Below are 13,336 nucleotides of genomic sequence, written 5' to 3' on the forward strand. Positions count from 1 at the left end.
GAGTAATTAAGCTTTTGAGCGGACAACAATACCTTAACACTCTGTTTGGAATTCTGCTTTTCCCTCCAAAATTTCATTCAAAAACTTTTTTGACCTAGTCAGTTGTTCTCTAATAGCATCAATTTCTTTGATCTTTTGTTCAAGCATTACTTTCTTTTCATCGTACGATAAGTTAATTTTTTGATTTACCATTAAACTTAACTCTTCTATAGAAAAATCTGCAGATAAAATTGCCTTCACATCTTCTAAATACTCAACGATTTCCTCCGAATAAACACGATAATTATTTACATCTCTTTTAACATATTTGTTAGGAATTAGGTTTTTACGTTCATAAAATCTTAATGTGGAAATGGCTAAACCTGTTAATTTCGAAACCTCATTTATTTTCATCACAGGACCTCTTTTACTGTTGCTATGAACCTAAGTTCATAGTTCATAATGTGATTATGATAACCAAAGACATATAAAATGTCAAAATAATCTAACGTTATCAAAAGGAGAGATTTTATGTTCAACCATATTCTTAATAACGATTTCGTCGATATAGTCAAAGGGCGGCGTTCTGTTCGTCATTATGATGAGAACTTTAAAATATCGAGAGAAGAATTAAGCGAGATTATATCAGAAGCCAGTTTGGCTCCGTCCTCTGCAAATATGCAATCTTGGCGTGTAGTTGTGGTGGATACTCCCGAAGGAAAAGAAAAACTGAAACCTCTTGTACGTTTTAATACATTACAAAATGATACTTCTTCAGCCATGTTATTAATTTTTGGTGATACTGACAGCTATTTATATTCAGAAGAAATATATAATACAGCTGTGGAACAAGGAAAAATGCCAGCCGAAGTGCGAGATAACCAACTCGAAACTATTCTTTCCTTCTTTCCGACTCTATCAAAAGAAATGAAAGTGGAAATTGCAAAAATCGATAGCAGTCTTTTCGCAATGCAGTTAATGTTAGTAGCCCGTGCCCACGGATATGATACGAACCCAATGGCAGGATTTGAAGCAGATCAGTTAGCAAAAACATTTGATTTAGACGAAGAACGCTATGCTCCAGTAATGATGATTTCAATTGGAAAAGCCAAAGTTGAGGGATATGAATCTGTTAGATTAAGTGCTGATAAGATTTCGTTTTGGAGGTAGGGGGAAAGAGGGCTAAGGAGATAGTTCAACAGACAGCTATGATTTGGTTTCAGTAAGGTCTAGAGGAACAGTGGTGGGGCTTGTTTGTAGTTTATAACAATCGTAGCACTAACTCTATGAAACTATAGATGCGGCTTCTAAAATCTTTCTCGTTATTATGGACAAAAAAATGGGGATACATATTGGACTAGTCCTCCTATGTATCCCCATTACATATGTTCTACTAGATTTACTTACTCATCGAACACGATGAAGGTTTAATGAATAACTCTATTCACCATCAATCTTTAAAAGTTGTCTAAACCCAAAATGAAGACGGTCGTTTTTAAACTGCAACAAGTGCTCAGTACCATGCATCGCTATGGTAACAACCCCTCTACCAACGGGGCGGGTTGGAATTTCCGTTCCTAAATAATCTATAAAAATAGCTTCATCCTTTTCATAGACTTTGATCGTTTGCCCCTCGTTAGAATGATACGTACCGGTGATCGCTTGGCGATCTGCTTCAGAGAGCGCATAATCTTCATACTCGATAGCTTTTTTATCAGGCTCAATACCTATCTCACTCTGTATTGCCCCTTTTAACAGCGCATCAGCAGGAGCACCGGCAATATTCGTCAAACACACACCCGCAATATCCTTCTCAGGCAATACGGAAAACTGCGCTGATACGCCTTTAATTCCTCCACCATGTTCAATTAACGTTGTGCCAAAAAAGTCAGGGATAATGATGACCCCGTAACCATAATGTAAGCCTGGCTCGACTTCAATATGCTGGGATGTTAAGTCATGTAGGCTTTTAGAAGTTAAAATACCATTGCCATCATTTAAAAAGACATCTCCGAAGCGAAGCATATCATCCGCAGTTGATTTTACATAACCAGCTGCCCACATTGCAGGCGCATCCCACCATCCAGGTGAGTGTTCCACTGCTGGTGTCTCGGCAAGTGGGTTAACGCTGTACAAACTTGTCGCTCGATTATCCAATCGTTCCGGTTCAAAAAAACTACTTTTCATACCAAGTGGCTGGAAGAGATTAGTCTCTATATAGTGTGCATACGACTGTCCACTAACACGTTCAATAATGATGCCAAGGAGAGCATAGCCATCATTTGAATAGCTGAATGAACGACCAGGACGATCAAGTGGGTTAAATTGAATCGTATTTAAATAGTTTAAAAGATCTTCATAAGTATCAATGCTATCTTGCTCAGGATCGAGGGGTACACCTAGCTTAATCTGTAAATCGAAAGAACCATCTTCTTCCATTGACTGCTTGTTCGCGTAAAAAAGTGTGTTTAACGGTGGGATTCCGGATGTATGGGTCATCAGATGATGAAGTGTTATATCTTCACTCCCTCTAAACGTAATCTCGGGAAGATATGTTTTAATCGTGTCGTGGACAGATAATTTGCCCTCTTCTTGCAGCTGAAGTATGGCGATGCAAGTCATTGACTTCGTAATACTTCCAATACCAAAAATAGTGTCCGCTGTAACAGGTAATTCCTTTTCTCGATCTCGGTATCCGAATCCTTGTTCATAATGTTGATGGTTTAATGCGACCATTGCCCCTGGGGTTTGATGGGCGTTTATAAGCGATTTAGCAAATTCTTCATACTTTATTTTATCCAAGGTTAGATCCCTCCCTATTAGGTTAACTAATTATACGTTTTAACACGGCCATAGTTTCAAGAAAATTATGAAGATAAATCCTATAGTTGTTAGGCTCTAATTACTGCCTAATTTGTTGAAATCAGAAAACGTCTAGCACTTAATCTAAATAATGTGACAGAACAATACTCAATCCACATTTTAGGTGTTGCACTTAATATTACAATTCGTCATGATTAAATGATAGATTCGCCACATGTTGAAGATTGAAAAGTAGAATGCAATTCAGTCAAAACCTTTAATTCACCTTCTTTAAAACAACTCCTGTTATCATTTCTCTACCTTAAACAAAACAACGTTACTGCTTGATAGAATTTTCCATCCAAACCCTTAAATGAATAAAAGGGGGAGCAAATTAAAGAGCTGATATTCTTTTTTTATTTTGACTCAATTGAGATAATTAGTTATCCTCAATTGAAAAAGGAGATAGTATTATATGAATTTGACCCTTTTAGCAATAACATTATTTCTTGTCTTAGTTTCCAATTTTAGTATTATCCTTATCTTAAAAAATAAAATAGAGAAAACTATTCTCAATTTCCTTAGCAGTATCGTGATATTGCCTGGAATTCCGCTATTTTGGTTAATGATCTATACTAATTTACCTTCTAATGATTTTTTATACTTTTATTTTCCTTTGCTTATTACAGTGTACTTGATTTTAATGTTTACAATTAGGTTAATGAAGCTGATAAAGAGGGATAAGTTGATTTCTTAAAAGGAAAGGAATGATTTTATGAACTCAATGACGGAAACATCAAAAAATAAGTTATTTCTAACTGGGACAATTATGCAATTAATAGTCCTTTTGATTATTTCACCATTGGTTACAAATTGGTATAGTGATAATGTTCCATTATACTTTATATTTATAGGGATAATTACAATAAGCAATGTTGTTATTGAAAAATTCTCTATAAGCAAAAAAGGTAATAACACACAAAATTATATGTTACTTTTTCTAATGATTACAATACCAATAAACTTAATTCTAATAATAGTTATACAATCTATTTCATAATGTTAATTTTATTTTAATGAGGTTACAGACTTCATACAGTAATTCTATCAATAGCCTCTTTTTCTGTTCAAATAAATAGCATAATAAGCACTTGTTGCCTAATACGCAACCAAGCGCTTAATGGTTTAGAAACCTTGATAGGATTAAGACTATCAAGGTCTATTTTCCTTCACTTCTTCAAACCATAAATCATAGATATCATCCGGTAGTAGTTCGTCATCAATCGAATAAACTAAATCATATCTATTTCCCTTTTAAGCTATTTTTCTTTACATTATAATATAATTTCATTTCTGTTGGCATTTCTTTATTGAACTCTTTACATTTATTATGAATAAGTTTTAAATTTTGATTACCTATTCTTAATGCGTCCTTCTGTCTTTCCCTCGAAATATCGTAAACTTGATTGTGTTGACTATCTCCTTTTGCAACCTCGCTTAGTTGATGTTTATGAACAATCTTCCCATTAATTTTATAGAAAAAATCAAAAACATACATTTCGGGTTCATATGAACAATAAATAAAGATCTCATCTGCTTTATTATCGACATATTCTAAACAAGTAGCCACCATATCTGTTTGTAATTCTGAAAAATAGTCCTCAAATACCTTCATCATAATCCCCCTAATTTTCTAAACTTGCAAATCTCATACGACCATCTATTTCATATTCTATATCAAAGCTTTTCGGTCTTAAACTGTTTCCTTCGAATTAACTTTAACATTAACTGAAACATCTTTTCCTTTTTCTATTGCTTTAGCCCAAACGTTAAGTAACTTAGATTTTAGAACTTAAAAAGAGCATTCTTAAATAAGAATACTCTCTTAAGCAATGACCATACACCAATTAATATTGGTTCCTATTAACCAATAAGATATAATTCTTTAAGGGTTTCTATAAAATCAGTATCTCCCTTAACATCTACCTTATTAATAAGATAATGAAATTGACGTAGTTTAATAGAAAAATTATATAAAACAGCCGCTGCGCTATTCATGTTTCTAGATTTATCTATATAAACCTTAGAATCTTTTTTTCCTAAAAACAAAACGTTATATTTATCATTTTTGCTTTTTTCTAAAATTATTTTATCTTGTTTAAGTACCAAAATAGAATAATACTGTTCATCTATAGAAGTTTTAAATATTTGTTCAATATCCGTTAATGAGGTCGCAACTTTAATTTTGTTTTTAACATTTGCATCATAATTTCTTACTTCTAACTTACTTTTCACAAAAATATATAAAGCCAATACTGACTTATATTCATCTATAAATGTATCTACTTTATATTCTTTACCTCGAACTACTTCAAAAAGTTCATACTGATTTTGTACTTCATTTAAAGTTAATTTAACTATTTTTTCTGGATAAGCTTCACCACCTAATGGGGCTACACAAATAAAACCTTTTTCCTTTTTGGTCACTTTAAATTCTGTATCGATTAAATTATAAATACGACTTACGTCCATAAATATTTATTTTTCCTCCCTTTCTCTTGTTTTCCCACCAGTCTCACTTCATATCCATAATAAACATACATTATTTATGTCGTCTTAGGGTAGAAAATTTGACATCTACAGGAAAACTGTATTAATCCTTATCATCATTTATTTCTTTTAAAAAATCAGGATCAATCCAAACACCTTCAACTTTATAATCACCTAAATCTTCGTCATGGTCATAGGGTTTAATAACATTTAAGAAATCTGTAAAACTACTAGCTACTTTTATAAGAGGATTAGCTGAATAAATATTTTCGTCTATGAGTTCTGTATCATGGTCCCAGAAATTTATACTCTCGTTATGAATATTTAAACAAACTATACTTCCTCCCTCTACTCTACAAATAGGTAAATTTCCATTTGGTACCCGTTCTTTATATATTTCAAATTGATATTTTAAATCAAAGATTTTAGCATTACCAATACCAAAAAAGTCAGTTATCGAAAATGACCTTATTTCTTCACTTTGAAGTTTAACAATGTTTAATTTAGGAGTTCCACCATTATTCATTTCTAAGAAATTCTTATAATCTTTTGGTAAACTAACGCCTAACTCTTTTTGAAAGTTATCAAATTCTTTCTCATTAAACTCTACATTACTTGGTTTTATTTCAAGCATTATTTACACCTCTTTCAGGATAATTTAAATCACGGCGCTAATCCTTTTCTGATTAATGCCGCACCACCGGTATGTCTAACAGCCTGATGTAAATCTGTCGGTACCAACATTAATGTTCTACCATCTTCCACATGATGCTATGTAAAACCTCTAGGAGTTTTCTTTAATCCTAGAGTTTTATTTGCAACAGTAAAATCACTGGTTGTATTTCCTTTTAATCCATCTACTTTTACATTAACTTTAGAATAAGGACTAAAATCTGGGAAACGATCTTTTGTGAATTTAACTCCATTTGGATACTTTTTAGCTAACTCACCACTTAGCCTGTACGTCTGTCCTGCATATTTCTTATTTATAATTCTAACACCTTCATATTTAAACCCTTTATCCACATCCCCACTAAATTCACTCTTCTTCGCAGGAACCTCATCCTTACTATTCACTTTAAAGCCATCATATTCCTTCACTAGCTTGCCAGCTTTTCCAAATTTCCCGATTGGTAATAAGAAAAACCCAGCCATCGCGTTCTCGCCAACTGTTGCTTCATTATCTACTAGTGTTTTCATTTCGTCGAGGAACAGAAGAAAGTCTACTGCGGCTTTTCCACCGCCATACATCTTTTCTCCTGCCCACGCTGCCACATTAAAGGACGCTTTTCCGAAATTAACGGTACCATCCCACATGGTTTTTCCTGTATTGACCGTCGTTTCTACCACCGACTGGCCTATCTCAACCGTTCCATCCGCCACTTTTTTCGATAGAGCTACGGTATGATCCCATAAATTCTTATCCTCTTCCACCGGCTTCAAGCGTTCTTCTGGAATATCTCCTACAACAATTAAAGATTTACATGAAATATTAAAAAGTGCGAATCAATATCCTTGATCCGCACTTAGTTTTGTTTTTTTAATCTGATAGTAATTCCAAGTAGTACTTATCATTCTTTTCTATTCTAGTTAAAAATTCTTCAAGGGAATTTGCTATTTGGATATCATAATAATAAACTGGACTTCTTCTATCATCATTTAATTCAATTGATATTAAAGCAGTTTCACTACCTTCGAAAAAAATTAGTTTATTATTCTCAAATTCTTCATAAATTTCAATATCAGGATAATACTCAAAATCATTTATTCTCAAACGAAAATCTCTTATAGAATAAGGATCCATAATACGATTAATATTAAACTCTGAACCCTTAATAAAACCATATCCAATTTCCAAATAAAAATTAACTAACTCCTTAGGAAATTTCAAATTAAGCTCAGTCTCGACATCTTCTATTTCATATTCACTTACTGGATAAAAGCTATTTTCTTGGTCCTCTTTTATGAAATCCAAGCTCATTACTTTTTACCTCCTTTAAATAATGAATTTGCCGGTGAACCTGTACCATGTATACCAGCTTGGTGCTCATTTGGAAATTTTGCTGGGTGCATATTCCACCATTCATGTTCTCCTCCAAAAGTATTCTCAATTATATGATGAGCATCATACCTATCCCCTTGTTTTCTTATAACTTTACCGGTTTTTTCTGAAATAACATCTTCCTTATACATTGGCCATTTTTCACCTGTGTTTTCTTCCCACTCTTTGATTACTTTATTTTTGGTTTTATCAAATGCAGCTCTATGTTTAGCTGTATCTAGTGGCGACATCTTCTTATATTCTTTATTCCTTAATGCCGTTTTCAACTTTTCAATTTGATTTTTAGGTAATTCCCTACCAGTTCGCATTTCTATATCTCTAACATATTTTTTTATTGTATCAGAATCTATTTTATTACTCGAACCTTTAGTACTTTTACTCTTCTTCGCAGGAATCTCGCCCTTACCAGTCACTTTAAAGCCATCATATTCCTTCACTAGCTTGCCAGCTTTTCCAAATTTCCCAATCGGTAGTAAGAAAAATCCCGCCATTGCCTTCTCGCCAACTGTTGCTTCATTATCTACTAGTGTTTTCATGTCGTCGAGGAACAGAAAGTCTACTGCGGCTTTTCCACCGCCATACAGCTTTTCTCCTGCCCACGCTGCCACATCAAAGGACGCTTTTCCGAAATTAACGGCACCATCCCACATGGTTTTTCCTGTATTGACCGTCGTTTCTACCACCGACTGGCCTATCTCAACCGTTCCATCCGCCACTTTTTTCGATAGGGCTACGGTATGATCCCATAAATTCTTATCCTCTTCCACCGGCTCCAATCGTTCTTCAGGAATATCTCCTACAAAATGATACTTCATGACACCATCGTGATCCACAAAAGAGCGAACCACTCTTCCGTCTTGCAATGTAAGATAGTTTCCGTAGTATTCACCTTTATAATCACGTACCGATTGGCTGCTTACAACCTTAGCATCTAAGCTCTTGTACTCATCTTCTAGCATGACTGGAGATGTCGTATCGACGATAGTTGCTAAGGCGCGCATGCGATAACTCATCGTCATACTCATTGTATCATTTAATTGTGCTCGTACAATCGATGCAGCTGTATTTCCCATTGCAAGATAACTAGAGTTGGTTATCGATCTAAATATGTCTAAGACAAAATCTTTCGGTATGGTTTTTTGTACAATTCCAGCAATCATTTGCTGGTGGACATCGAGTTGTGTAATCGAGTTTGTTTGGTAACTCGTCATAATCAATTGGCGATCTTTTGTTAACGATTGAATGTCAGAGAGGTAATTTTCTAGGAGGTCCACATCGTTTTCCGTAGTTGTTAATTTATGGGTTGCTTCTTGGTCAAATTGATAAAGCTTTTCAATGGTTTTATTTACTTTGCTTTCTGTCTTCTCGACACTATGTATGAATTGATCATCGGATAGGTCTGACAGATGAATGATATCACGTACCGACCGTAAGATATCATTCGTTTCATCGGTGAGTTGTGCCGTTTGTTCTTTCGCTTTATTTAATTGACGCTTCATCTCTGTTTTTAGAAAATCCTCATCAATAAATGCTTGTTCGGAGCTGTCTAGCTCATACAATAACTGTTGAATTTGCCTTAGAATATCATGATAGTCTCGAACAATTCCTTCCAAATAGACTGCTAGTGGTGCATGGATATCTTTATAAAATGCCCTGATAGACGATGCTGCTTGACCACTAAAATCAGATTCAGTATTCAATATACCAGTAATTTTTCCGTGTACTTCTGCCACTTGTTCCGCTAATTCGGATAATAGCTTTGTCGTCTGTTCAATACCTTCATGAATCGTTGAAGCTTCTATTGTCTTCATTCCCCTTAATCCTTCCCTCCTACTCCCCCACTAGGATTCAATCATTTCAATCCCTTTTGCAGCCATTCTTTCCTCTTCTTCTAAACTATCTAACGCACGATAAGCAGTAGAAAGATGTTTTGTGGAGATTTCTCGATATCGTTCGGTCAGCTCTTGCAAACGTTGATTTAGCTGGTTTATTTTCTCAACTACTTCTACGTTGTTGTTGCCGCGAATATCCGAGATCCCTTCCAACTTCACTTGGTTGACTGCCTTTTCATAGTCTTGAAGTTTATGTTCAACCGGACTTCGATTCAATTTTATTTCACCCATGTCTTCACTCCCTCATCACTTCAGAATGCGCATCTTATTTCATGGTAAAATTTAACTTATTTTTCATCTCTTTCTAGTATAAACATCCTTACTCATGATTCGAAGGGGAAATTTTGACTATTTTTTAAGGATTACGTATATAAAACAGACTTTTGAACTAGTTATTAAGAATGGTTACAGTCAGAAGCTTCTTTCTCGGCTTATCATCTGTGTATCCAGTTGATTCCGTTTTTCTAATGAAGTTATTGTTCTAATCATGCTCAAATAAAAAGAAAACTGAAACTACCAAATAATTGAATAAAAGTAAAAAAATGTATATAATCCAACTACATCGTTCCATACCATCCTAATCGTTTGCTAGAATTGAACAAGTTTATTTTTAATAACAATCTGAAATAAGTAATTTATAAAAAGGAAGCAAGAGGAATAAAAGAGAGGATTAATCAGCACATGTTCGTTACACCACAAAATAGAAAACCTGAGATAAAAAAGCGCGCCATTTCATTAGATTTAGCAAGAGGCACTATCTTATTACTAATTGTACTTGCTCATGCACCACTTTATTTATACAACTCTGAACCAGGGCTTATGCAAAGAGTTGCCAGTACGAACTTCTTTGATGAAATTGTAAACCTTTTTGGTATATTTTTTATTGATCATCGGGCGAGGGCAATGTTTGCCTTATTGTTAGGGTATGGTTTAGTCTTGTTATTTAATAGCCAACTTTCTAAAGGAAAAAGTAAGAAGAATGCTGCAAAATTAATACGAAGACGTTCTTGGTATTTGATCTTATTTGGTTTCATATTAGCAGTCATCATAGGCGGGCAAGATATCCTTATGGCTTATGGTTTTGCTGGGCTTATTGTTAGCACACTATTAAGTCGTAATCTTAAATTTATAGTACGATCATTTATCATTATTACAATAATTTACTGTCTTGCTACTCCAATATTTTGGGGATTCGGTATGCTAGAATTCAAGAGTTACGGTTTTCCACTAGATCTATCAGCAACGGACACCTATCTAAATCGTACATTATCTCTTTTAGCTACTTTTCCAATCATTCCAATTATAATTCATCTAATGATTCCCATACTCCCATCAGTTTTGATAGGGATGTGGTTAGCTAAAAAACAGTTATTGACAAAGCCAGAATTACATTTAAGATCACTTAAACTCATAAGTGTTATAGGCTTAACGATTTCGATATTAGGTGCACTACCACTATCCTTAATAGGGAGCGTGTGGCATCCAAGTTTCTTTGTATCAGGTTTAATATTTGGGCTCCATATATTAACTGGAATTGCAGGTGGGTTAGCCTATGCAGCAATTTTCGGATTAATTGGGGCTAAATTAAAAGAACCCGGTCCTATTAGTAATTCTTTAAAAGCTTTAGGAAAACGTTCATTAACATTTTATATATGGAATGAGGCTATGCTTGTTCTATTTTTATCACCGGTAGCACTTGATTTAGCAGGAACAGTCAATAACGGGATAGCTGCTCTTATTGCTGTGGGCATTTGGATGTTTTCCATTTTGATGGCGACTTTATTAGAAAAAAACAATATGAATGGTCCATTGGAAATTGTAATGAGGCGAATGATGTATAAAAATGCATAAACTTAACAACAACCGAGATAATTGAGATTACCTCGGTTGTCTTTCGTTTTGAGAGCATTCCTTCAAGGGTGAATACGAATCTTAAAAATCTAGTATCTGTACTTACTGCATTGTACTCTCATCCTATCACTTCAAGTCCTTCACACCTGTTTCCAATACTTCCATCTGAAGCAGGGTCTGTTCGTCTGTGATTGTTTTGTCTTTCCCATGGATGACCGCTTGATATAAATCATCATATACACGTCCGTAATCGCCATTAACGGACTTCACTTTTTCCTCATGGATAGTACCTTCTTCATCGACATAGGTCAGTAGGCCATAATGATCGAGTGTATCAATACCAAAATCGTTGTTATCCGGCATGTAAAATAACTTCAAATGCTCTTCCTGACGATCTTTGGTTTGTTTCACAAAGCTGCCGTTCTTTCCGTGAATAACGAAGCTTGGTCTTTCTTTCAATCTAAAGTAACTGGATTTCACCGATACTTTTAACCCGTCGTAATACAAATCGAGATCAAAGTAATCATTCATTCTTCCTTGTCCTAATAACTGTCTGACATCATAGTGGATATGATCGGGCTTGCCAAAATAGCTAAAGACCTGATCGAGTGTATGACAGCCATGTCCGTATAAAAAGGACGAAGCCGGATCAAAAGTATCCGCAGATTCAGGTACTTCAGGACGATAGTAGTCATAATGCATTTCTACTTCTAAAAGCTCTCCTAGTTTCCCTTCTTCGATCACTTTTTGCACGGTTAAGAAATCACTATCAAATCGTCTATTTTGATAGGCTTGAACAACTAATCCTTTCTCTTTCGCCAGTGCAAATATTTCTTCTGCCTGTTCGGAAGTCTCCATAAACGGCTTTTCTACTAAACAATGTTTATTATGTTCGAGTACGTTTTTGGCGTATTCATAATGGCTGTCATGTTTTGTGCAGACAACAATCAGTTGAATGTCCTCATCCTGTAATAATTCATCTATATCCGAAGTATAATGTACTCCAGGAATTTTGCCCCAGCTATCACGATCAGGGTTTCTGCGATAAATGGTTTTAACCTTGATATTGTCTCTTTGCAGTACAAACGGCAGATGGTATCGATTGGTGCTTTTCCCATTGCCAATATAACCGATAGTAAGCATAGCCAGCCTCCTAAAATTTCGTGTGAAGTTTGTAAGAAAAAATACCTCCTTGATAATAGTTCTATCATACAGGAGGTACTTTTTCTATTTGAGCCAATCTCATAATTATGAGATTGATTCATTTATTTGAAAATGATTCTTACATTAAACCGATAACATGGAAGACGATACCAACCACGAACAATCCTAGAATCATAATGATTGGAGAAACTTTCTTCCTTAGTAGCCACATACAGAGAAGTGTCAGCAAGAGCCCTGCTAAACCAGGAATTAAGCTATCTAAGTTATCCTGTAAGGTCGTGACATTCGTCTGGGTCAGTGATCTACCCTGTTCTTGCTGAATCAGTGCGGTTTGAATTCCTTCCGATCCTGCAGGCAAGCTATCCCAATCAATATAAGCACCATCGTCCAATTGAACCTCGGATACCGTCGGAGCAAATGAGACAGCTACCCACCTATTTACCAATGCACCGAGGATAAACATACCGAGTATCGAGGCGCCTTTGGTAATATCCTGAAGTAATCCGCCAGATAAATCGTCGGTAATTTTGGAACCGGCTTTGTAACCAAGTTCTTGTGAATACCACTTGAATCCCATACGAATAAGATTCCATAATACAAAGTAAAGAATTGGTCCGAGTATATTACCGCTAAGTGCAAGCGAAGCCGCTAAAGCACCAAGGATTGGTTTCACTGTGAACCAAAACATCGGATCTCCGATACCTGCAAGAGGTCCCATCATACCGACTTTTACCCCTTGAATTGCCTTGTCATCCACCGGAGCGCCGTTTGCCCGTTCTTCCTCAAGTGCTAATGTTACACCAATAATCGGAGAAGCTACATATGGATGTGTATTAAAGAATTCTAAATGACGTTGTAGTGCTGCAGCACGATCTTCTTTTGTTTTATACAATCTCTTGATGGCAGGAATCATGGAAAATGCCCAACCACCGTTTTGCATACGTTCATAGTTCCAAGAACCTTGAATGAAAGTGGATCGCCACCAAATCGCAATCCGATCTCTTTTTGTTAATTTCATCTCTTGAGCCATTTTATG

13 protein-coding genes and 1 pseudogene are annotated in these 13,336 nt (G+C 35.3%); 2 read left to right on the forward strand and 12 right to left on the reverse strand.

From position 1 onward, the window contains the following. Positions 1 to 33 precede the first annotated feature (33 nt). Positions 34 to 393 carry a MerR family transcriptional regulator gene (locus tag AQ616_RS02315; protein WP_069684956.1) on the reverse strand — a complete coding sequence of 120 codons (360 nt, stop codon included), beginning with the start codon at positions 391 to 393 and terminating at the stop codon, positions 34 to 36. Between the two features lie 117 nt (positions 394 to 510). Here AQ616_RS02315 and AQ616_RS02320 point away from each other — a divergent pair, with 117 nt between their 5' ends. Continuing rightward, positions 511 to 1,149, forward strand: coding sequence for a nitroreductase family protein (locus AQ616_RS02320; protein ID WP_069684957.1), 639 nt, complete (start codon positions 511 to 513; stop codon positions 1,147 to 1,149). A gap of 270 nt (positions 1,150 to 1,419) precedes the next feature. Here the strand turns inward: AQ616_RS02320 and AQ616_RS02325 are convergent, their stop codons facing one another. The 9 genes and pseudogenes from AQ616_RS02325 to AQ616_RS02370 form a co-directional block, all read right to left on the reverse strand. Beyond that, positions 1,420 to 2,781: a serine hydrolase domain-containing protein gene (locus AQ616_RS02325; RefSeq protein ID WP_069684958.1), complete on the reverse strand. Its 1,362-nt coding sequence runs from the start codon at positions 2,779 to 2,781 to the stop codon at positions 1,420 to 1,422. A 1,212-nt stretch (positions 2,782 to 3,993) separates the two neighbouring features. Next, positions 3,994 to 4,456: pseudogene (locus AQ616_RS02340) on the reverse strand (DUF600 domain-containing protein). A 248-nt stretch (positions 4,457 to 4,704) separates the two neighbouring features. Further along, positions 4,705 to 5,313, reverse strand: a complete 609-nt coding sequence (locus AQ616_RS02345; protein WP_017798620.1) for a hypothetical protein — start codon at positions 5,311 to 5,313, stop codon at positions 4,705 to 4,707. A gap of 121 nt (positions 5,314 to 5,434) precedes the next feature. Continuing rightward, complete coding sequence (locus AQ616_RS02350; RefSeq protein ID WP_017798621.1) at positions 5,435 to 5,965, reverse strand: SMI1/KNR4 family protein; 531 nt, start codon at positions 5,963 to 5,965, stop codon at positions 5,435 to 5,437. A 29-nt stretch (positions 5,966 to 5,994) separates the two neighbouring features. After that, a complete protein-coding gene (locus AQ616_RS19110; protein WP_083900540.1) occupies positions 5,995 to 6,096 on the reverse strand; it encodes an HNH endonuclease in 102 nt (33 codons plus the stop codon). A gap of 6 nt (positions 6,097 to 6,102) precedes the next feature. Beyond that, positions 6,103 to 6,765: a hypothetical protein gene (locus AQ616_RS02355; protein WP_139136307.1), complete on the reverse strand. Its 663-nt coding sequence runs from the start codon at positions 6,763 to 6,765 to the stop codon at positions 6,103 to 6,105. 106 nt (positions 6,766 to 6,871) lie between these two features. Then, the gene (locus tag AQ616_RS02360) at positions 6,872 to 7,312 is read right to left on the reverse strand and encodes an SMI1/KNR4 family protein (RefSeq protein WP_069684962.1); all 441 of its coding nucleotides are present in this window, start codon (positions 7,310 to 7,312) and stop codon (positions 6,872 to 6,874) included. Then, positions 7,312 to 9,204, reverse strand: coding sequence for a ribonuclease YeeF family protein (locus AQ616_RS20175; RefSeq protein WP_069684963.1), 1,893 nt, complete (start codon positions 9,202 to 9,204; stop codon positions 7,312 to 7,314). The genes AQ616_RS02360 and AQ616_RS20175 overlap by 1 nt, the downstream gene beginning before the upstream one ends. Before the next feature lie 30 nt (positions 9,205 to 9,234). Beyond that, a complete protein-coding gene (locus tag AQ616_RS02370) occupies positions 9,235 to 9,516 on the reverse strand; it encodes a YwqI/YxiC family protein (RefSeq protein WP_069684964.1) in 282 nt (93 codons plus the stop codon). A gap of 450 nt (positions 9,517 to 9,966) precedes the next feature. Here AQ616_RS02370 and AQ616_RS02375 point away from each other — a divergent pair, with 450 nt between their 5' ends. Next, entirely contained in the window at positions 9,967 to 11,136 is a 1,170-nt protein-coding gene (locus AQ616_RS02375; RefSeq protein ID WP_069684965.1) for a DUF418 domain-containing protein, read from the forward strand. A 126-nt stretch (positions 11,137 to 11,262) separates the two neighbouring features. On the opposite strand, the gene AQ616_RS02380 is transcribed toward AQ616_RS02375, so the two are convergent. Beyond that, positions 11,263 to 12,279 carry an oxidoreductase gene (locus AQ616_RS02380; protein WP_017798632.1) on the reverse strand — a complete coding sequence of 339 codons (1,017 nt, stop codon included), beginning with the start codon at positions 12,277 to 12,279 and terminating at the stop codon, positions 11,263 to 11,265. Between the two features lie 139 nt (positions 12,280 to 12,418). Then, positions 12,419 to 13,330 (reverse strand): PTS system mannose/fructose/sorbose family transporter subunit IID, encoded by a 912-nt coding sequence (locus AQ616_RS02385; RefSeq protein ID WP_017798633.1) that lies wholly within the window; start codon positions 13,328 to 13,330, stop codon positions 12,419 to 12,421. Between the last annotated feature and the right edge of the window lie 6 nt (positions 13,331 to 13,336).

The sequence above is a fragment of the Oceanobacillus sp. E9 genome, from assembly GCF_001741975.1.
Taxonomy (GTDB): Bacteria; Bacillota; Bacilli; order Bacillales; family Amphibacillaceae; genus Oceanobacillus; species Oceanobacillus kimchii.